This is a genomic window from Sanguibacter sp. Z6_81, assembly GCF_057180625.1.
In genome coordinates, this window is record NZ_JBXUFV010000005.1 from 124,433 (window position 1) to 143,031 (window position 18,599).

Genomic DNA, 18,599 nt, shown 5'->3' on the forward strand with positions numbered 1-18,599 from the left:
TAGGCGAGCGCCCGAGGACGCAGCCGGACGCGCCCCGGTGTGTCGACAAGTTACACGGGTGTGAGTCGACCCGTCACCCGACGTCTGGGGTCGGCGGCAGATCCGGCGGGCGGCCCCGCCAGGAGCCCTGGCGCCACCGAGCGAGAAGCCCTTGCGGACCGACCTCCTCCGCGGTGAGCGCGAAGGTCCGGTGGTCGCACCACTGCCCGCCGATGTGGATGTACCCGACCCGCACGCCCTCGTCCCGGAACCCGAGCTTCTCGACGACACGCAGGCTCGGACCGTTCTCCGGTCGGATGTTCACCTCGACCCGGTGCAGGCCGAGCTCCGCGAAGCAGTAGTCCGTGACCAGGGCGACCGCCGTGGGGGTGATGCCCCGTCCAGCGACGTGTCGACCGACCCAGTACCCGATGCTCGCGGAGCACATGGATCCGTAGGTGATCGAGGAGACGGTGAGCTGTCCGACGAGCTCACCGTCGAACTCCACCGCGAAGGGCAGGGTCGTGCCGTCCCGCGCCGCGCGCTCAAGGAGGTCCGCGTACTCGGCGAAGGTCGGGGGTCGGCGATCCCTGCCGGGTCGGCCCGGCCCGTAGGCCGCCCCGCCCCGTGGCCGGTCCCGGGCACCTCCGCGCCGCTCCGTCGGCGCGGGAGTCGTCGCCTCCCAGGGATCCAGCCACGCGCTGTTCTCGCCTCGTAGCGCCAACCACTGCTCGCCGTCGGAGCGACGCAACGGGCGCAGGAGAAGAGAGCCGCCCGGGGGCTCGCCCAGCGAGTCGTCCCTGAGCATGACGGGCCAGTAGGGGGACCGACCGAAGAGTCGCACTCTCACCCCTCGAGCACGAGGCAGTGCACCCGGTCGCCGAAACGCACCTCGGACTCGTCCTCCGGGACGACGGCGAGGGCGTTCGCGGCGGCGAGGTGCGTGACGGAGAGCTCCTCGAGACGGGTCGGATCACCGACCGGGGTGACGTGATAGCCGTCCTCCGGGGTCCCGACGAGTGTTGCCGGCACGAACTGCCTGATCCCGGCGGGGCTGCGCCAGCCCACGGACGCGTGCGCGGCCACGGAGGGTCGGAAGATCTCGGTGTAGCCGGCCATGGCCCGCAGGGCCGGACGGACGTACACCTCGTACGACACCTGGGCGGCGACGGGGTGGCCGGGCAGCGCGAACACCGGCACGGTCTCCCCGTCGGACCCACCGATCCCGGCGCGGACGGTGCCGACTCCCTGGTTGCGGCCCGGGAGCATCGCCACGTGGTCGAACCGCACCTCGCCGAGCTGCGCCAGCACCCCCCTGAGCGTGTCGTTGGTTCCCTCGCTCAGGCCCCCGGTCGTCAGGAGCAGGTCCGCACGCACGAGCTGGTCCTCGATCGAGTCCCGCAGCTTCCCCTGGTCGTCGCTCACCGGCGGGACCTGGATGGCGACCGCACCGGTGTCCTGCACCGCGGTGCGCAACGACGGTCCGTTGGCGTCGAACACGCCGGGCCGGCTCGACCCGGGGAGCACGAGCTCGTCGCCGACGGGGAGGATGACGACCCGCGGCGCGGGGTGGACCCGGATCCTCGCGTACCCGAGGCTCGCCGCGAGCGCGAGCTGCCGCGCGTCCAACCGCGTCCCGGCCCGCAGGGCGACGTCGCCCGCGCGCACGTCGGCGCCCGCCGCCCGGACGTTGCTCCCCGGTCCGAACGTGCCCGAGATCCGCACCCGGACGTCTCCGCGGTCCGTCGCCGACACGGGCACGAGGGTGTCCGCACCGACGGGCATCGGCACACCAGAGCTCACGCGGACGCTCTGCCCCGGCGCGAGGCGGAAGGGCTCGTCGGCCGCCGACCACACGTCGTGCACGACGGGCAGCACGGGAGCCTCGCCCGCGCCCGTCCCGAGGTCCTGCGAGCGCACGGCGTACCCGTCGCAGGTGGCCGTGGCACGGGGCGGCACATCCTCCGTGACGACGATGTCGGCCGCGAGGATGCACCCGGCTGCGTCGGTGAGCACGACGTCGAGCGCAGGGACCGGCTTCGCGACCGCGAGCACCGCGGCGAGCTGGTCCTGGACGCTCCTCATGCCGCTCCGCTCGTCATGCAGCACAGGCTAGTCGAGAACGCCCGGGGGGTCGGCCCGCGGTCCCAGAGGCACCATCTGCACCATTTTCACGAGAATCCTTGAGACACTGTGTGCATGAGCGGTCCAGTGCAGCCCTACCCGATCAACGGATCACTCGAAGCAGAGGACGCCAAGAGCGCACTGCGGAGCGCGATCCGAGCAGCCCGCGAGTCGCGCAGCGAACGACGGCGGGCCGAAGCCGCGCGGCTCCTCACCGCGACCGTGCTGACGATCCCCGAGGTGCGGGACGCCGGAGTCGTGGCGTTGTACACCTCACGCACCCACGAGCCCGGGACGCTGCCGCTCATGGACGAGCTCGACGACCTCGGCAAGCGGATCCTCCTGCCGGTCCTCGGTGCCGGGCTGCAACGGGACTGGGCGGAGTACGCGGGGCTGGACGACCTCCTGCAACGCGCGCCCGGCCGACCGCCGGAGCCGAGCACCCCGCCGCTGGGCATGTCCGCGCTCGAGATGGCCGACGTCGTCATCGCACCGGCGCTCGCGGTCGACACCGCCGGCACGCGGCTCGGCATGGGCGGCGGGTGGTACGACCGGACGCTCGTCCACGTCCGTCCGGGTGTCCGCGTCATCGCTCTCGTCTTCCCCGAGGAGGTCTACGACGCTTCGGAGCGTCCGCTGCCCCACGAGCGCCACGACCGCCCCGTCGACGGGTTCGCGACCCCGTCCGGCTGGGACTGGGTGCCTGGACGGGTCTGAACGCTGCGTCCGTCACGGGACGAGCATGAGCTCGTCCTGCGCCGCCTCCTCCACCGCGTCGGGCGAGAACGCCCAGGTGTACGACTCCCCCTGCGCCCACGCAGAGAGCTGGTCCGCGTAGTGCGGGCTGGCCGGGTGACCTGAGACTCCGGTGACGACGACCCAGGTGGACGCGTCGAGGTCGTCGAGGTCCACGACCATCCGCATCGACGGTCCCGACGTCACGTCGAACGTGCCGGTGGAGGCATCCCAGCTCGTGGCGTTGACGATCGACGAGCCTCCGCCGAGGTCGACCGGAGACGGGTTGACGAACGTGCGCACCAGCGCCGGCACGGACCCGCCCCCGAGGACGGGGTGCTCCGGGGCCAGCCGGTGCAGGCGACCCCACTCCCACTCCTCGGCCTCGCTCCCGAGGGACGTCGTGAGCGAGGCGCGGGCCGTCACGAGCGCCTGGGTGAGGATCTCGTCACGGGTCTCCACGACGTTCACCGTCGTGCGGTCGTCCCACCACGCGCTCGTCGGGTCGTCGAGGCGCAGGCGGACGACCTCGAGCCAGCGGCTGCTGCCGTCAGGGAGCGCGGAGTCGGGCAGCTCGTCGTGGAACGTCAGGACGAGGAGCTCTGCCCAGACGGCGGAGAAATAGGCAGCCGCTGCAGAGTCCGCGGCCTGGGTGTAGTCCCAGTCGACGAGGAGGCCCTGCCCTGCCCGGTCGAACGTGTTGGGGATCTTCTGCTCGAGGAGCGTCGGGACGAGGATCTCGGCGTACGGGTTGTGCTCGTCGTTCTGGATCGCGGCCATGGTCTGCGTGGTCAACGGTCGCCCAGCCTCGATCTCCGCCGCGAGGAGCTCACGGATGCGCTCGGACCGGAAGCCGTGGTCCCAGTCGAGAGCGAGGAACGGGCCCGCGCCCGCCGGCGCCACGGCCTGGTTGGCGGCGACGATGAAGCCCTCGGGGGGGTCGAGCACCGCAGGCATCGCCGCACTGTCGACGTATCCCTGCCAGTCGTACCGGCTGTCCCAGCCGGGTCGCGGCCATGTTCCGTCGGAGGGCAGCACCCCCGGCACCTCAGCACGGACGGGGATGCGGCCGGGCGCCTGGTACCCGATGTGTCCGTCGACGGTCGCGAAGACGATGTTCTGCGACGGGACCTCGAACAACGCCGCCGCCGCCGCGATGTCGGCCGCGCTCGTGGCGAGATTGAGCGCGAAGACCGCCTCTGCCGTGCGGCCGGGCGTCAGTGCGGTCCATCCGAGCGACACGGCGACGGGACGGCCGCTCGACGCGGTCTCTTCGGTGGGCACGCCGCCGACGGCGCTCACCTCGAGGACGTCGGAGATGATCGGCCCGTGCACGGTCGAACGCACGTCGATCTCGACGTCCGTACCGCCGTTGACCTTGATGGTCTCCGTGCGGGTGGTGAACGGGACGATCGTGCCGTCGCGCTCGTACCCGTCGTCCACGACACGCTCGACGAAGAAGTCGGTGACGTCCGCGCCGAGGTTGGTGATCCCCCAGGCGAGCGAGGAGTTGTGCCCGATGATCACGCCCGGGAACCCGGCGAAGGAGAAGCCGCCGACCTCGAAGGGGCACTCGTCCGACACCTCCGTGCAGTGGAGTCCCACCTGGGACCAGATCCCCGGGGCTGCGAGCGCGAGGTGCGGGTCGTTGGCCAGCATGGGCAGACCCGTCTCGGTGTGCTGGCCCGACACCACCCACGAGTTCGACCCGACGCCCTCACCGCTGCCGACGAGGACGGGGACGGCGTCGACGGCGCGCGCGGCGGAGGTGATGGCGGCATCCACGGCGGCGTCGTCGGCGTACCACTGGTCGTCGGCGGCGGGGGGCGCATCCTCCTGGGAGTCGTCGGCGAGCCCTTCCGCCGCGGCGGCCTCCGCGAGGGCCTGGGCCGTGGCGACGTCGAGGTTCGCCTGGGCAGCGGGCCCGTCGAGGATCGGTGGGTTGGTCGTCTCGGGATAGGCCGGGAAGAGCTCCTCCACCCGGGCGACGTCACCGATGCTCAGATAGCTCTGCGCCCGGTCGAGCTCGTCGTCGTAGTTCCCCCGCAGGTCCCATGCCATGGCCTTGAGCCAGGCGAGCGAGTCGACGGGGTCCCACTCCTCGGGCTCCGTCACCGTCACACGCGCGCCGAGGACGGTGTACTCGAACGCGAGGTCGTTCGCGTCACGGGTGCCGAGGTAGCTGTTGACGCCGTCGGCGTACGCGGACAGGTAGGCCTTGGTCTGCGGGTCGAGGAGCTCCCACTCCTGCTCTGCGACGTCGCGCCAGCCGAAGGTGCGGATGATCGTGTCCGCCTCGATGGCGGTCTCGTCGTCACCGACCAGCTCGGCGACGCGGCCCGCCGTGACGTGGCGCCGGTAGTCCATCTCGAAGAAGCGGTCCTGGGCGTGGACGAACCCCTGTGCCATGAAGAGGTCGGCGGAGGTCGTGGCGTAGATGTGCGGGACACCCTGCCCGTCCCGCACCACCCGGACGGGGTCGGTGAGGCCGCTGACCGTCAGCTCACCGTCCGTCCGCGGGAGCGGCTCGCGCGTGATGACGACGGCGGCGACCACGGCCGCGAGGAGGGCGAGGAACAGTGCCCCCGCGATCCCGACGAGGGAACGGCGGAGGTAGACGTTGCGACGGGACACGCCCCGAGACTACTGCGTCCCCTCATGGCCCGCCTCGCCACGAGACCTGTCCGTCCTCGTCGCGCACCGGCGTATCATTAGCACTCAGCCGCTGCGAGTGCCAAGCCCTCCCGCGGCGTCCGAACACCTCTCGCGGGCCGCTGCCCGCGCCATCTCTGAGGAGAATCCGTGCCCCTCTACGCGTACACGTGCACCGCGTGCGGTCACAGCTTCGACATCCAGCAGTCCTTCGCCGACGACGCGCTCACGGTCTGCCCGGAGTGTGCCGGTCGGCTGCGGAAGGTGTTCTCGCCCGTCGGCGTGGTCTTCAAGGGCTCCGGCTTCTACCGCACGGACAACAAGGCGAAGTCGAAGCGCTCGGGGGACGGTGCCGGACGGTCAGGCTCGTCCGACTCGACGTCGAGCACCTCGGGGGCGTCGGCGGGATCCTCGTCGAGCACCTCCACGTCCGGCGACTCCTCGACGTCTGGGACGTCTGGTGGGGCGTCGAGCGCGTCGGCGTCCGGTGGCTCGTCAGGGTCGAGCAGCGCGTCGGTTCCTGCCTCGTCCGGCTCCTCCTCCTAGACCCCACCGTGTGGGACTCCGTGCACGGAGTCCCACACACACAGCGCGTCCGCCTCACAGCGTCTCCCCCACAGGTGCGCACCCCGGGCCACGCACCCACAGCACACTGCGCCAGGGCCGGAGGTGCGGTGCGCCGCTCGTACCGTCCCGTGCATGACGACGCTCCCGTCCCGCTCCTCGCCGTTCCCACGCGCCCGACGCCGGTGGCGCTCCTGGGTGTGGAAGCTGCGGTTCCTCCTTGCGGCATGCCTGCTCGGCGTCGCAGCCTCCGTGACCGTGCACCAGCTCCGGCCCCCGCCCCCGCACACCCAGCCGATGATCACTCTCGCGGCAGGTGTACCCGCCGGTCACGTGCTCACCCGCAGCGACGTCCGCGAGGTCCGCGTGGCACCCGACGCTGTCCCCGGCGACGCCCTCGGTACGGCTGCTGAAGCCGTCGGGCGGACCGCGACTGTTGCCCTCGCGCCGGGGACCGTCGTCAGCGAGACCGTCCTCGCTGCGCCGGACATCACGTCCTCGGTCCCTGCAGGATCGGTCATCGCCGCGGTGCGGCTCGCCGAACCGGCGCTGCGGGCGGTGCTCGAACCCGGGGTGCGGGTGGACCTGCTCGCACCGAGCGTCGCCGCACCCGACGACCGGGGCTCGTCAGGCGCGGCGACGTACCTCGCCCGGCGGGCGCTCGTGCTCCCCGTGCCGTCCCCCAGCACCGACACGGGCGAGAACGCGGGGATCTCGCTCGGTGGCGCGGCCGCTGACGACACCCCGTCGGACCTGCTCCTCGTGGCGGTGTCCGCGGAGGAGGCCACCTTGCTGGCCAACGTCACCGGCTGGACGCCGATCAGCGCCGTCCTCGTGCAATGATCGATGTCTGGAGACGGGAGAAACCATGAAGAACGTGCTCAACGGGTTCAAAGAGTTCATCATGCGCGGCAACGTCATCGACCTCGCCGTCGGCATCGTCATCGGTGCGGCGTTCGCGTCGCTCGTGGAGAGTTTTGTCGACGGGTTCATCGGGCCCCTCATCGCCGCCGTCTTCGGCCAACCGAGCCTCGACGGATCGCTCGAGCTGACGATCAACGGGGCGGTTTTCCGCTTCGGGCTGATCCTCACCCAGCTCATCAACTTCCTCATCGTCGCTGCCGCGCTCTACTTCTTCGTCGTGCTGCCCCTCAACAAGCTGCAGAACCTGCGTAAGCGCGGTCTCGTCGACGAGCCGGAGGCGCCCGCGGAAGATGTCATCCTGCTCCAGGAGATCCGCGACCTGCTCGCGGCCCAGCGCGGGACGGGTCCGAGCGGACCGGGCACGGCCGGGACGGACCAGGGCACCGGGCGGACGCCGCCTGCGCCCCCGGCGCAGCCGACCGGGTACTGACGGACCGGCACTTCGCTCGCGCGGCCCGTCGGGCCCGGTTCCTCACCAGTGCGGCGGAACGTCCTCGGCGAGGCGTGCGTCGTTGGAGTCGGCGCGCGCGTCCCGCTGCGCGGACTCCTCGTCCGACGACGCGTCCCAGGGCGCCGGTCCGTCTGCGGCACCAGGGACCTCGGCGCCCTCCCTGACCACCCGGCGGTGGCCACGTCGGCGCCGCGGCGCCGTCTCGTCCGGCGTCGGATCGATCGGGGCCGGATCGACCGGGGCGCCGGGGTCGTGCGCGCTCACCCGGCCGTCCTAGCCGTGGTACCGGCGGACCGCGCTCGAGACCGCGGTGTCGACGCGCGCGCTGCGCCTCGTCACCCCGAGCTCGGTCCGCACCTCGAGCCCGAGCTGCTCGTGGTCGCGCTCCACGCCGTCGGACACGATCCACTCGACGAGCTCGTCCAGCTGGTCGTCGCCGTACGCGGCGATCGGGAGACCGGGCTCCACGTCGGGGCGAGGGCCGCGGGCCGACGGCGCCACGGTGCCGGCCTCACGGGCGCCTGTCTCGCCGACCTCGTCGGCAGCTGCCGGGAGGACGACCGGGGCCGACGGGTCGACGAGGTCGCTCTCTCCTGAGCCGTCGTCCGCCGCGGCGAGTTCGGCGAGCGCCTCCCCGGTCACGCTGCTCACCATCGGCAGGGCTCCCGTCACGGGCTGCCGGGCCGCGCGGCGTCGCGCCTCGATCTCGAAGACGGCTTCGCGGATGCGGTTGGCCTGGCGCTCCGGGTCGAGGAACAGCGCCACGGACCACACCTGGACGACGTGCCAGCCCAGCCGCTCGAGACGCTCGGCACGCTGACGGTCGCGGACCCGGATGCTTCGCTCGGCGATGTAGGCGTCGTCGTCGGTGAGGACGGCGACGAGAAGCTCCCCGGGCAGGTCAGGGTGACCGACGACGAGCGGGATGTGCTCGCCACCCGGTGCACCGTGCTGGGTCTCGACGGTGAGCCCGGTGCGCCAGAGCCGCTCGGCAAGATCCACGAGGAGCCGGTCTGGCTGCGGTCGGGGCGCCGTGGTGCCGACGCCCTCGGCCCCGATGTCGGTCGGCCGGTTCTCCGCGAACTCCAGGAGTGCGCCGAGCAGCTTCGCCCCGTCGCCCCGCAGCCGCTCGGGGTCGAGGTCCTGCATGCCGTAGCACGCGACGACGGAGAGCCTGCGGCGTGTCGCGCCGAGTGCGTTGAGGAGCAACGCGTCGCCCGTCGGGCCGGAGATCTCGCCGAAGCGGTGGAGCACGCGACCGTGCGGGGTGCGCCCGAACCCGAGCGAGAAGATCACCGCGTCGCGGCTGAGTCCGGCGACGCCCATGAGGTCGGCGACGACCACCGGTTCGCGTCGGCGCGGGTCGAAGAAGGTGCCGAGGGCGGCGTTCTGCCGGACCTGTGCGAGCAGCGCGTCGCGGATGCGGTCCGCGTGCACCCGGGACCCGGCGACGACCGCGAGGGATTCCTCGGGGCGGTCCAGCGCGTGGTTGATGGCGAGCTCGACGACGCGGTCGACCTCGGCCTGGGTGGACTCGACGGCGCCGGACGACGAGTCGGGCATCCCGGTCCCGTCGACGACGTCGAACGTCACGAGCTGTTCCGCCGATGGCAGGGGCATGGGCCGCAGCACGCCGGCATACCCGTGCTCGATGAGGAACGAGGTGAGCAGGGGGTCGCGCCGTGACGCGTCACCAGCGAGGGCGACCGTGGGAAGCAGCCGGGAGAGGTTGCGCACCGCTTCTCCCGACGCGCACCGCGCATCGCCGACGACGACGACCTGCCGCCCCCGGGCGATCGCCGAGAGGACCGACTCCACGGGCAGCTGCTGCACCGCGTCGAGGATGACGAGGTCGACGGTCCGGTGCGCCGGCAGCAGGTGCGGGACGAGCGTCGGCGTCGCGATGAGGCAGGGGCGCAGCTTGCGGATGACGTCGCCGAAGTCGTCGTTGGCGGTGCGGATGCTCGCGAGCCGCTCCTCGACGAGCTGGGCGAACAGGCCCTCAGCCTGGTCACGGTTGTCCCGCAGTGCACCGTGCAGCTGGTGGACCGCTGCGGCGCGGATCGGGGTGGCGAGGGACTCGACATGCGCGCGGTCGAGCTGTCGGAACCGCTCGGCGAGCATCTCGATGCCGTGGCCGTCGACGCCGGCGAGGTCGGGGTCCGCCGCGATGATCTGCTCGAACACCGAGCTCCACCACGCGAGGTCGAGCTCGGCCTCGACGACCGCGAGGTCCACGCGTCGGGCAGCGAGGTCGTCGAGCAGGTCACGGAGCCCGAGCCCGACGAGCCGACGCTGCAGGCGCGTACGCTCCGGCAGCTCGGCGAGAGCACCCCTGTCGTCCAGCAGGCGCTGCAGGCGCTCGGTGAGGTCACCGAGGGGCGCCGTGGTGAGGTCCTCCGCGCCGGGCGTGGTAGCCAGCACCGTGCCGAGGACCTCGAGGTCGGCGACCACCGACGCGTAGGTCGCCTCGATGGTGTCGAGGCGCTCGGGCAACCGCGGCCACCCACCGCTCTGGGAGTGCGCGGCCCACGCGTCGCGCTGCTTCTGCACCTGCAGGAGGGCCGCGTGGAGATCGGGCACCCGTGTCCCGGGGCGCAGCATGTCCTTGGCGCGCCGCACGAGACGTCGGCGGTGCAGGCGTCGCATCTCGATCCCCTGGGCGGCGCGCCACTGACGGGTGGCCGTCGCGGCGACGAGGTCGTCCGCCGTCCGCTCGAACACGAGAGGCTGGAAGACGTCGAGCGTGGAGCGCATCCCGTCGAGCATCCGTAGCTGCTCGCCCCACTGGGCGAGCGTGCGCGGTGTGACGAGCCCGGTGTCCTCCGCGACGGCAGCGACCTGGGTGCGCAGGTCGCGCAGCGTGACGTCGAGGAGCCGCTCGATGCGGGTCACGGCGTCCTGCGCGACCTCGTCGGTCTCGATGTCCGCGCCGTACCAGGGCGTGGACGCTGGTCGCAGCGTGAAGCCGTCGAGGTCCGCGAGACGCACGAGGTCGGCGCCGACCGTGGGGCGCACGGCGGCCACGCGGCTCACCGTCGCCGCGTCCAGGCGCGTGGTCGTGGACGGCGCCGGCCGCTCGGCCGTGAGGCGCGCGAGCGCCTGCAGCGCGTCGTAGGCGGAGATCCCCCACGGCTGGCGGACCTCGTGGAGCGCGTCGATCATCCGCGCCAACCGGGTGCGCGTCTCCACGAGCTGGAGGCGTGTCTCAGCGATGGCTGCGGCGTCGACCGGTGGGGGCTCGAGCGTCATCGCCCCGAGGAGACGGCGCGAGACGGCCGTGCGCCAGCTCGGGTTGGGCGTGACGTCGAGCAGCAGGTCGTCGAGGCCCAGCTCGGCCAGCCGGACGGTCAGCGCGTCGGCCGCCCGCCGGTGACCGGGCACGTAGAGCACGCTCCGACCGATGGCCGCCGCCTCCGCGACGACGGCTGCCACCGCACCCGTCGAGTCAGCGCCGACGGGCGCGTCGACGAACAGGTGGCTGCCGCTGGCGAGCGCATCGAGCACCCGCCGGCCCGAGGGGTCGAGGTCCCCCACGCCACGCTCCATGTTGGGCTCGGCGTCCTCCGCCCGGACGGGCGGCAGCGGGTGCCGGAGCGCGTCGGCCGAGGGACCGTCCCCCGCGAGCGCAGCGATGATCTCGTGCCGCTCGAGGCCGACGGACAGGTCGTCGAGATCATCGACGAGCATCTGGCCGGGATGGACGAACGTGCCGACGAGCAGCTTGTCGGCGAGCGTGAAGTCGTTGAGGACGGCGCCACCGAGGGAGTTGATGCGGTCGAGCGCGGTGGAGGGGTCGAACCCGGAGCCGGTGAAGGCGCCGCGGGCCAGCGCGGCGGGGTCGAGCAGCGCCCCGCGGGAGCGCAGCGCGCGGGAGAGCACGGGGTTGATCTCCGCCGTCGGCTCGAGGGTGAGCTCGTAGTCGGTCTCGCCGCCGCCCCGGGCGTGGATGCTGATCGGGCGCAGGAGCACGGGTGCTCGGACCGTCCGGCCGACGCCCCGGCCGGACGTCGTCGTCGCGGGCGCCGCCGCGTCGTCGTAGGCGGAGCGGCTGCTCACCGTGCCGCTGCCCGTCGCACGGGCGAGCGCAGCCATGTCGTCCGCGGCCTCGTCGACCGTGTACTCGGTCCAGGTGGCGACACCAATCGCCAGGTAGGTGGGCGCGACGCCGTACCGCTCCGCCTGCTCCTGCGAACGCTGGGACACGGCGCGGGCACGACGTCGCGCCACGGGCAGCGACCCACCCTCGCGGAAGATGTTCGCCAGGCGGGTCCCCCGGCCGGCGAAGAGCTGCGCGATCCCGGAGGGGTGCGCCGCCGTGAGGTCGAGGACGGCGTCACCGAGGAGACCGACGTCGGCAAGGCTCGACCCGCCGGCCAGGGCGACGAGCGTGGTGCGCCACCCCTCGACGGCTCGGTGGACGAGCTCCGCCGCGCTCGGTGGCCGGACGACCGTGGGCGCCGGAGCGGGCGCTGGTGTGTCCGCGTCGTCGCCGGGCGAACGGGTCGCCATCGTGTCGCTGGTCATCTCGGCGGGTTCCTCCGACTGGGTGTGGTCTCGCGGACTCGTGGCGTGCGGGGTCACCGCGGCACGTCGCGTACCCGGCGCCTGATCGCGTTCGGGAGCAGTCACCCTGGCACGCTAACCGCTGGTCGTGCCCGCGGGCGATTGGCGCGCCGACGAGACCTGAAATGGCACCGCACGAGGACCGTCCGGGCGCTCCGTGCACGGTGGCCGGCGGCCTTCGGCGGGGGCGACCGGCGGCCTTCGGCGGGGGCGACGGGCGGGGCGCCCCGGCCCGATCGCGCCGCCCGTCCGGCGGCTCGGCCTGCGGTCCTGCGGACGGTACGAGAACAGTGCGTGCCGCGCAGGGGGCAGGCGGCACGCACTGTCGTGGAAAAGTGTCCATGTTCACGTACCGGGAGTCAATGAGCACGGACCCGCAGACGTCAGGAACACCAGCACGTCACGGGTCTCACAGCACCCAGGACTGCCGCAACGGCTTCGTCACCGGCTCTCCGGCCACCGTCAGGTAGCCTGGACCCGCTCACGCGCCCGTAGCTCAGGGGATAGAGCACCGCTCTCCTAAAGCGGGTGTCGGCAGTTCGAATCTGCCCGGGCGCACACGTCAGAAGGCGGCACGATCCAGCCGTTCCGGCTCGTCACCTCGTGACCCAGCAGGCGCCGCACAGCTCCAGGTCCGCACCCGCTGCTGTGCGCCTCCACGATCCCCGGAGGAGCCGAGGCGTCATTCGCACGCGGGAGCTGGCGCAGGGGTGGGGTCAGCGCCAGGCTCAGGCCGCGGGCCGTAACGCTCCTCGAGGTCCGCCCACCACTTCTCCGGCCCGACGTCCTCCTTGGTGGCCGCGTCGTTGAAGTTCTCATCCGTTCGCTGCACCCTCAGACGGATGTCGGTGTCACGGCCCATCCAGAGGATCGCGGTGGCTCGATCGAAGACGCAGAAGAGGTCTGCGCTGTCCTCCACAGTGAGGGTGGCGCTGTAGTAGTCACCATCGGTGAGGTTGACGACGTAGGACACGTTGGACTCGACGACCTGGTCCATCGCCTCGATCTGGGCGAAGAGCTCGGTGTCAGGCACCGGCCCCTCAGGGACGCCGTCGACCCGGCTGGAGTCACACGCGGCGACTGTGGCGAGGACGAGCGCGGCGGCGAGCACCATGGACGTGCGGGGCCCCGGGCCGATCCCTGGCCGGCTCATGGCGTCGGTCGGATCTCGTAGCGGTTCACGGACGACTCCGCGTCGGGGTCGAAGAACTGGTCGTTCCGCTCCTGCCACGCGACGATGCTCGGGTCCGAGGATCTGTCGACCTGCGCCCCGGTGGACCTGTAGACATCGGTTCCGTGCGTGGCGAGAGGATCATGCGTCGTCATGACGGGCGCAAGGTCCCGCTCGACCGTCACCCAGTTGGCCCGGTCGGGGTTCTCCCGGCCGTCGAGCATCGGCACGATGTCCTGGTCGTGCTCGAGGGCGAGCACCGAGACGTTGTCGGGGATGTCGAAACGGGCGATGGGGGACCCACCGGTGACGATGCTCGTGACGTTGAACTCGGCCGTGAGGGCGGGGTCGGAGGCCATCGCAGCGCAGACCATGCCGCCCTGGCTGTGTCCGGTGAGCATGACGGGCTCGCCGGGGTTGATCCCGGCATCGCGCATCGCCTGGGCGATCTGCGCGCGCATCACCGTGTCCTCGCCGCTCATGAGGTTGACGTTGGTGGAGAAGTCGACGGGGTTCGCCCCGCGGACGACGCCGAGCTCCTGGGTGCCCGGCACCTGGACGATGTGCGAGACGGAGCCGTCGGGGTTGGTCGTCGTCGTGATCTGGATCTGCGCGGCGTGCTCGCCCAGATCCTCCTGCTGCCTGAAGACGTCCGCCACCGAGCGTGGGGCCTCCATTTCAGCGTCCCGGTCGGTGACGAGCACCGGCGCGAAGTCGCCCTCGTCGTGAAACGCACCGAAGAGCTGCCCCCCGGCGACGAGCCCGCCGACGGCGTCCTCGTAGTCCCCCGAGGGCCAGCGCCCACCGGAGAGCACGAACGGCAGGACAGGGCCGAGGACACCGACTGCTGCGCCCTGGAGCAGCCACGGCGCGCTCGTGATCGCGCGGTCCATGAGCCACGGGTTCTCGAAGAGCGTCTCGAGGGCCGCTTCGCCGATCGCCTCCCGGTTGAGGTAGGCGGTCCCGCCGAGCGCGAGGGCGAGCATCGGGTTGGCGGCGAGGAGGACGCTGGCACCGGCGGCCATCCCGGGCAGGGCGAGGCCGAGGGCGAAGCCACCGACGGCGTGCAGTCCCTGGTACACAGCCTGCTGGGTCGCCTCGATGACCTCGTACGACAGGACAGTGCCTTCGAGCACGAGGGCGGAGCCTTCGAGGAGGACGCTCACCGGGAGAAGACCGCTGGGACCTGTGGCTGCGGACCCGAGCGCCAGCTCGGCGGTAGCGACCTCGAGGGGGCACAGGAGCGCCGCTTCGAGGATGTCGGGGTCGAGGAGGAGCTTGGCGACGTCGTCCGACCATGCGCGCACGTCGTCACCGGCCGTGTCGAGGACCCGCGCCTGTGCCAGGAGGTCCGCGTACGTCGCTCCGACGCCTCCGGCCCCACCGCTGACCTCGATCGTCATGCTGCATCTCCTGTCGTTCGCATGATCGCGTCGAGCCGTCCTGCAAGGTCGAACAGGACGATCCGAGCGATGTCCTGCGGGGAGCGAGGTGTGTGGACCACCATGCCGTCGCGGTCGCGTGCGAGCTCCACCCATCCTGCGGCGCAGCGCACGAGGGACAGCACGCTCGTGCTGTCCCGTCCCGCGCTGCGCGAGCTGATGACGAGGCTCCCGTCCATCGTCGCCACGGCCGCCTCGACGACGGGCGGGGCGCTCTCGATCCCGAGGTCGCGACAGATCGCCTCGACAAGGACCGTGTCCCTGGTCCGTAGGCCACGGGCGAGGGCGATCGTCAGCTCCTCAGGCACGACCGCAGCCGGTGCCTCGATGGAGACGGGCGCCGGCGGGACGAGCCGCAGCACCTCGTCGAGGAGGCGGGACAGCGGGAAGGCGCTCACCTCGACCCCCGCGCGCACGCGGGCGCCGGTCGCGCCCGCGGCGGTCACGTCGAGCCCGCGAACCATCGACGACGCGACATGCCCGTCGGTCCACAGGGTCGAGAGGATGCCGCGGTCTGCGGCGACGGCAGCCACCTCGATCTCGAGGACCGACGCGCCGCGCATCTGGACGGCCTCGAGCAGGGCATCGTCGATGTGGACGTCCGCATCCTCGTCCTCCTCGCCGAGGAGTCCGTCGGGCTGGGCCCACTGCGCGGTGGCCGCGTCACCGCAGGCATCGAGCACCGCGCGCCACTGCGACTCGCTCATCGCTCGGCGCAGCGCACCGTCCTGCTCCTCCAGGGCGATGACGGCGCTCATGTGACCTTGTCCTTGATCTCGCCGAAGACGTCCTTGGCGACGTCGACCCACTCCGGGCTGCCCACCGGAGGCAGCGAGGCGGCCTTGTCGACGAGCTCCTGTGCGGTATCCCTGGCGGCGTTCTCGGCGTCCGTGAGCTCGTCGCGCGCCCACCCCCACAGGCGCCCGAGCGTCGACCTCGCACCGTCGATGGCGTCGTTGACCGCGTTCATCGCACGCTGGATGAACTCCTGGCGCTCTTGGAGGGCGTCCGCGAGCGCGTCCAGAGCGTCGGCAGCAGCATCCATCTCGTCGCGCGCACCAGCGATCGAGAGCGAATGCTCGGCGAGGCGCTCGCGGTAGCGGTCGGCTGCCGTGCTGACCCACTGGACGCCCGATCCGGCTGCGACCGTGTCCCGTGTGACCTGGACGTCCAGCGCCCATGCGCGCAGGGCGCGCGCCGTGTCCCGGATGTCGTCCGGATCCCCCCCGATGGCCATGGCGCGACGGTAGCGAGGCCCCTCCACGACGGTCGATGGGGCGAAGTCCCCACTGACCTGCGAGGACGACCGGTCGAGGATCCGCAGGGTGCGCATCCGTGGCCGTCCACCTGCGACAATCGCGGCATGAGCGACTCGTCGACGACACCCGAGACCAGCGCGGCGGCTCCGCACGGCGCCTCCGCCCCCGAACCCGCCCTGTGGATCGAACGAACCGGCACCCGACGCTACGTCGGGCGCTCCGAGCGGGGCGGCGTCGTCGAGATCGGCGGCGCCGAGGCGCCAGGAACGTTCACACCCGGCGAGCTGCTCAAGGTTGCCCTCGCCGGTTGCTCAGGGCTGACCTCGGACGCTGTCTTCGCGCGGCGGCTCGGCGACGACTACGCCGCGACCATCCACGTCGCCGGGCGCAAGGATCTCGAGGAGGACCGCTACCCCGCGCTCGTCGAACGTCTCGAGGTCGACCTCTCGGGGCTCGACGACGGCGCACGTGAGCGGCTCCTCACCGTCGTGCGCCGCGCGATCGACCAGGCGTGCACCGTCGGGCGGACCCTGACCACGGGGACTACGGTCGAGCTGAGCATCGAGTCCGTGCCGTCGGCTCCGCCCGCCGGCTGATCCCCCAGGAGACCATCCGTGGCGCACACCCCCCGCAAGCCCACCGCGCTGCCGCGCACGCCCTACATCGACGCTGCTCTCGACCGGGCCGTGACGATGCCCACCACGACGATCCGCGCGCACGTCGACTCGCTGCGCCGCCGCAACCCCGAGGCCGGCCCGCAGCAGATCATCGACCTGCTCACCCGGGAGTACCGGCTCGTGCTCCAGAGCGCGGGCGGTGCGGTCGGCGCCGCCGCCGCGGTCCCCGGGATCGGGACAGGGGTCGGCCTCGCGCTCAGCTCGGGTGACATCGCGACGTTCTTCGCCGCGTCGGCGGCGTACGCGCTGGCCGTCGCGGAGGTGCACGGCATCGAGGTCACCGACGTCGAGCGGCGGCGGGCGCTGCTGCTCGCGACGGTGCTCGGCGACGCCGGCGCCGAGACCGTCATGGACGCGTCCGGCAAGTCCGCCGCAGCCTGGGGTACCGCGCTGGTGACGACCATGCCGACGAGCACCCTCAAGCAGGTGAACTCGACGCTGACCAAGCGGTTCATCAAGCGGCAGCTCGCGAAGCAGGGCTCCCTCGCCCTCGGCCGGGTCATCCCCTTCGGCATCGGTGCGGCCATCGGCATCGCCGGCGCACGGACGCTCGCCAGGACGGTCGTCGAGCAGGCGACCGCCGCGTTCGGACCCGCACCGCGAACCTTCGTCCGGCCTGCCGTCATCGAGGCATGACCCCGTCGGTGCGCGAGCAGCGGTTCCGCGCGTCGCGCGTCGTCCCGTTGCCCGCGCCCGACGCGTTCCGGCTCGTCGCAGACGTCCGCCACCATCCACGGTGGATCCCGCTGACGACAGCGTGCTGCCCGCCGGCACCCGACGGGCCGCTCCCGGTCGGGACCCGGTTCGTCATGCGGTCCCGACCGATGATCACGGACGAGATGGTCGTCGTGGCGCTCGACGCGGTCGGGCCGACCCTGAGCACGACGTTCCGCAAGACCGGATCCCTGCTCCGCGGCACCGCGGGGATCATCGTGGAACCGGTCACCGCCCGGTCGAGCCGCGCGACATGGTGGGAGGACGTCCACCTCGCCGGACGTGTGCCCCCCGCAGTGACACGCATGCTCGTCGGACCGTTCCTCGTCGCGATGACCACGTACGCGTTGCGGCGCGTCGCCCGCGAGATCACCCGAGCAGACCCCGGCTGACGGCGGGAGCGCACCCCTCGCCCGGCATCGCCGTTAGTCTTCACCGCACACCCTCCACCACCCCCAGGAGACCCCATGCCCACGCAGCAGACCCGCCGCTACCTCATGTGCCGCCCCGACTTCTTCACGGTGAGCTACGAGATCAACCCGTGGATGAACAAGGCGCACCCCACCGACACCGCCAAGGCCGTCGCCCAGTGGGAGCGGCTGCGAGACACCTACCTCGACCTCGGGCACACGGTCGAGCTCATCGACCCGATCGAGGGCTTGCCGGACATGGTGTACGCCGCGAACGGAGCGACGGTCGTCGACGGCCGTGTCTACAGCGCCCGCTTCACCTACCCCGAGCGCCAGCCCGAGGGCCCCGCCTTCATGCAGTGGTTCGCCGACCGTGACTTCACCGTGCACGGCGCCGTGCAGCGCAACGAAGGTGAGGGCGACATCCTCGTCGCGGGACGGCACATCCTTGCCGGCACCGGGTTCCGGACCGACCCCGCCGCCCACGCCGAGGCGGCATCGCTGTGGGGCCGTGAGGTCGTCACGCTCGAGCTCGTCGACCCGCGCTTCTACCACCTGGACACCGCGCTCATCGTCCTCGAGGGCAGCGACGGCACGGGAGCGGGCCAGGTGGCCTACTACCCCCCGGCCTTCTCCCCCACCAGCCAGGAGCTCCTCGCCGACCTCTACCCCGACGCCGTGCGCGCCGTCGAGGCCGACGCCGTCGTCCTCGGCCTCAACGGAGTGAGCGACGGTCACCACGTGGTGCTCAACCCGCGGGCGACGAACCTCGTGGGCGAGCTCACCGACCGCGGATACGACCCGATCGGGGTCGACACCTCGGAGCTCCTCCTCGGGGGCGGCGGCGCGAAGTGCTGCACCCTGGAGATCCGCGTCTGAGCAAGCCGCACGAACAATCCGGCGAAAAGGTGTAGTCAGGACGCGCTGACGG

At 72.1% G+C, this 18,599-nt stretch carries 17 protein-coding genes and 1 tRNA gene; 9 read left to right on the plus strand and 9 right to left on the minus strand.

All coding sequences use genetic code 11. From position 1 onward, the window contains the following. Window positions 1-73 precede the first annotated feature (73 nt). Window positions 74-787 carry a GNAT family N-acetyltransferase gene (locus AC2AXK_RS13240; protein WP_484345852.1) on the minus strand — a complete coding sequence of 238 codons (714 nt, stop codon included), beginning with the start codon at window positions 785-787 and terminating at the stop codon, window positions 74-76. A 38-nt stretch (window positions 788-825) separates the two neighbouring features. Then, the gene (locus AC2AXK_RS13245; RefSeq protein WP_484345853.1) at window positions 826-2,064 is read right to left on the minus strand and encodes a molybdopterin molybdotransferase MoeA; all 1,239 of its coding nucleotides are present in this window, start codon (window positions 2,062-2,064) and stop codon (window positions 826-828) included. A 114-nt stretch (window positions 2,065-2,178) separates the two neighbouring features. On the opposite strand from AC2AXK_RS13245, the gene AC2AXK_RS13250 reads away from it, so the two are divergent. Further along, the gene (locus tag AC2AXK_RS13250; protein WP_484345854.1) at window positions 2,179-2,820 is read left to right on the plus strand and encodes a 5-formyltetrahydrofolate cyclo-ligase; all 642 of its coding nucleotides are present in this window, start codon (window positions 2,179-2,181) and stop codon (window positions 2,818-2,820) included. A 12-nt stretch (window positions 2,821-2,832) separates the two neighbouring features. On the opposite strand, the gene AC2AXK_RS13255 is transcribed toward AC2AXK_RS13250, so the two are convergent. Beyond that, window positions 2,833-5,472, minus strand: coding sequence for a penicillin acylase family protein (locus AC2AXK_RS13255; protein WP_484345855.1), 2,640 nt, complete (start codon window positions 5,470-5,472; stop codon window positions 2,833-2,835). Between the two features lie 168 nt (window positions 5,473-5,640). Here AC2AXK_RS13255 and AC2AXK_RS13260 point away from each other — a divergent pair, with 168 nt between their 5' ends. From AC2AXK_RS13260 to mscL, 3 genes are all read left to right on the plus strand, one after another. Then, entirely contained in the window at window positions 5,641-6,036 is a 396-nt protein-coding gene (locus AC2AXK_RS13260; protein WP_484345856.1) for an FmdB family zinc ribbon protein, read from the plus strand. 153 nt (window positions 6,037-6,189) lie between these two features. Continuing rightward, entirely contained in the window at window positions 6,190-6,897 is a 708-nt protein-coding gene (locus tag AC2AXK_RS13265) for an SAF domain-containing protein (RefSeq protein ID WP_484345857.1), read from the plus strand. A 25-nt stretch (window positions 6,898-6,922) separates the two neighbouring features. After that, the gene (mscL, locus tag AC2AXK_RS13270; protein WP_484345858.1) at window positions 6,923-7,408 is read left to right on the plus strand and encodes a large conductance mechanosensitive channel protein MscL; all 486 of its coding nucleotides are present in this window, start codon (window positions 6,923-6,925) and stop codon (window positions 7,406-7,408) included. 42 nt (window positions 7,409-7,450) lie between these two features. Here the strand turns inward: mscL and AC2AXK_RS13275 are convergent, their stop codons facing one another. Both AC2AXK_RS13275 and AC2AXK_RS13280 read right to left on the minus strand, forming a co-directional pair. Next, window positions 7,451-7,693: a hypothetical protein gene (locus AC2AXK_RS13275; protein WP_484345859.1), complete on the minus strand. Its 243-nt coding sequence runs from the start codon at window positions 7,691-7,693 to the stop codon at window positions 7,451-7,453. Window positions 7,694-7,702: 9 nt separating this feature from the next. Beyond that, window positions 7,703-11,956: a hypothetical protein gene (locus tag AC2AXK_RS13280; protein ID WP_484345860.1), complete on the minus strand. Its 4,254-nt coding sequence runs from the start codon at window positions 11,954-11,956 to the stop codon at window positions 7,703-7,705. A 524-nt stretch (window positions 11,957-12,480) separates the two neighbouring features. Here AC2AXK_RS13280 and AC2AXK_RS13285 point away from each other — a divergent pair. Then, window positions 12,481-12,553: transfer RNA gene (locus tag AC2AXK_RS13285), tRNA-Arg, on the plus strand. A 124-nt stretch (window positions 12,554-12,677) separates the two neighbouring features. On the opposite strand, the gene AC2AXK_RS13290 is transcribed toward AC2AXK_RS13285, so the two are convergent. From AC2AXK_RS13290 to AC2AXK_RS13305, 4 genes are read right to left on the minus strand one after another with little or no spacing between them, the layout of a single operon-like run. Continuing rightward, window positions 12,678-13,148 (minus strand): hypothetical protein, encoded by a 471-nt coding sequence (locus AC2AXK_RS13290; RefSeq protein ID WP_484345861.1) that lies wholly within the window; start codon window positions 13,146-13,148, stop codon window positions 12,678-12,680. Further along, complete coding sequence (locus AC2AXK_RS13295) at window positions 13,145-14,569, minus strand: alpha/beta hydrolase family protein (RefSeq protein ID WP_484345862.1); 1,425 nt, start codon at window positions 14,567-14,569, stop codon at window positions 13,145-13,147. Before AC2AXK_RS13295 ends, AC2AXK_RS13290 begins: the two co-directional genes overlap by 4 nt. Beyond that, a complete protein-coding gene (locus AC2AXK_RS13300) occupies window positions 14,566-15,366 on the minus strand; it encodes a hypothetical protein (RefSeq protein WP_484345863.1) in 801 nt (266 codons plus the stop codon). The genes AC2AXK_RS13295 and AC2AXK_RS13300 overlap by 4 nt, the downstream gene beginning before the upstream one ends. Beyond that, the gene (locus AC2AXK_RS13305; RefSeq protein ID WP_484345864.1) at window positions 15,363-15,845 is read right to left on the minus strand and encodes a hypothetical protein; all 483 of its coding nucleotides are present in this window, start codon (window positions 15,843-15,845) and stop codon (window positions 15,363-15,365) included. Before AC2AXK_RS13305 ends, AC2AXK_RS13300 begins: the two co-directional genes overlap by 4 nt. 126 nt (window positions 15,846-15,971) lie before the next feature. On the opposite strand from AC2AXK_RS13305, the gene AC2AXK_RS13310 reads away from it, so the two are divergent. The 4 genes from AC2AXK_RS13310 to ddaH all read left to right on the plus strand — a co-directional run bounded on the left by AC2AXK_RS13310 (window position 15,972) and on the right by ddaH (window position 18,547). Further along, window positions 15,972-16,463: an OsmC family protein gene (locus AC2AXK_RS13310; protein ID WP_484345865.1), complete on the plus strand. Its 492-nt coding sequence runs from the start codon at window positions 15,972-15,974 to the stop codon at window positions 16,461-16,463. Window positions 16,464-16,481: 18 nt separating this feature from the next. Next, a complete protein-coding gene (locus AC2AXK_RS13315) occupies window positions 16,482-17,180 on the plus strand; it encodes a hypothetical protein (RefSeq protein WP_484345866.1) in 699 nt (232 codons plus the stop codon). Continuing rightward, window positions 17,177-17,650 carry an SRPBCC family protein gene (locus AC2AXK_RS13320; RefSeq protein ID WP_484345867.1) on the plus strand — a complete coding sequence of 158 codons (474 nt, stop codon included), beginning with the start codon at window positions 17,177-17,179 and terminating at the stop codon, window positions 17,648-17,650. The genes AC2AXK_RS13315 and AC2AXK_RS13320 overlap by 4 nt, the downstream gene beginning before the upstream one ends. Before the next feature lie 75 nt (window positions 17,651-17,725). Continuing rightward, complete coding sequence (ddaH, locus tag AC2AXK_RS13325; protein ID WP_484345868.1) at window positions 17,726-18,547, plus strand: dimethylargininase; 822 nt, start codon at window positions 17,726-17,728, stop codon at window positions 18,545-18,547. Window positions 18,548-18,599: the final 52 nt, after the last annotated feature.

Excerpts from the sequence above, each read along its gene's own strand:
- ddaH (WP_484345868.1), top strand. The coding sequence starts at position 17,726 with ATGCCCACGCAGCAGACCCGCCGCTACCTCATGTGCCGCCCCGACTTC.
- AC2AXK_RS13290 (WP_484345861.1), bottom strand. The coding sequence starts at position 13,148 with ATGAGCCGGCCAGGGATCGGCCCGGGGCCCCGCACGTCCATGGTGCTC.
- AC2AXK_RS13300 (WP_484345863.1), bottom strand. The coding sequence starts at position 15,366 with ATGAGCGCCGTCATCGCCCTGGAGGAGCAGGACGGTGCGCTGCGCCGA.
- AC2AXK_RS13305 (WP_484345864.1), bottom strand. The coding sequence starts at position 15,845 with ATGGCCATCGGGGGGGATCCGGACGACATCCGGGACACGGCGCGCGCC.
- AC2AXK_RS13320 (WP_484345867.1), top strand. The coding sequence starts at position 17,177 with ATGACCCCGTCGGTGCGCGAGCAGCGGTTCCGCGCGTCGCGCGTCGTC.
- mscL (WP_484345858.1), top strand. The coding sequence starts at position 6,923 with ATGAAGAACGTGCTCAACGGGTTCAAAGAGTTCATCATGCGCGGCAAC.
- AC2AXK_RS13245 (WP_484345853.1), bottom strand. The coding sequence starts at position 2,064 with ATGAGGAGCGTCCAGGACCAGCTCGCCGCGGTGCTCGCGGTCGCGAAG.
- AC2AXK_RS13265 (WP_484345857.1), top strand. The coding sequence starts at position 6,190 with ATGACGACGCTCCCGTCCCGCTCCTCGCCGTTCCCACGCGCCCGACGC.
- AC2AXK_RS13250 (WP_484345854.1), top strand. The coding sequence starts at position 2,179 with ATGAGCGGTCCAGTGCAGCCCTACCCGATCAACGGATCACTCGAAGCA.
- AC2AXK_RS13240 (WP_484345852.1), bottom strand. The coding sequence starts at position 787 with ATGCTCAGGGACGACTCGCTGGGCGAGCCCCCGGGCGGCTCTCTTCTC.
- AC2AXK_RS13310 (WP_484345865.1), top strand. The coding sequence starts at position 15,972 with ATGAGCGACTCGTCGACGACACCCGAGACCAGCGCGGCGGCTCCGCAC.
- AC2AXK_RS13280 (WP_484345860.1), bottom strand. The coding sequence starts at position 11,956 with ATGACCAGCGACACGATGGCGACCCGTTCGCCCGGCGACGACGCGGAC.
- AC2AXK_RS13295 (WP_484345862.1), bottom strand. The coding sequence starts at position 14,569 with ATGACGATCGAGGTCAGCGGTGGGGCCGGAGGCGTCGGAGCGACGTAC.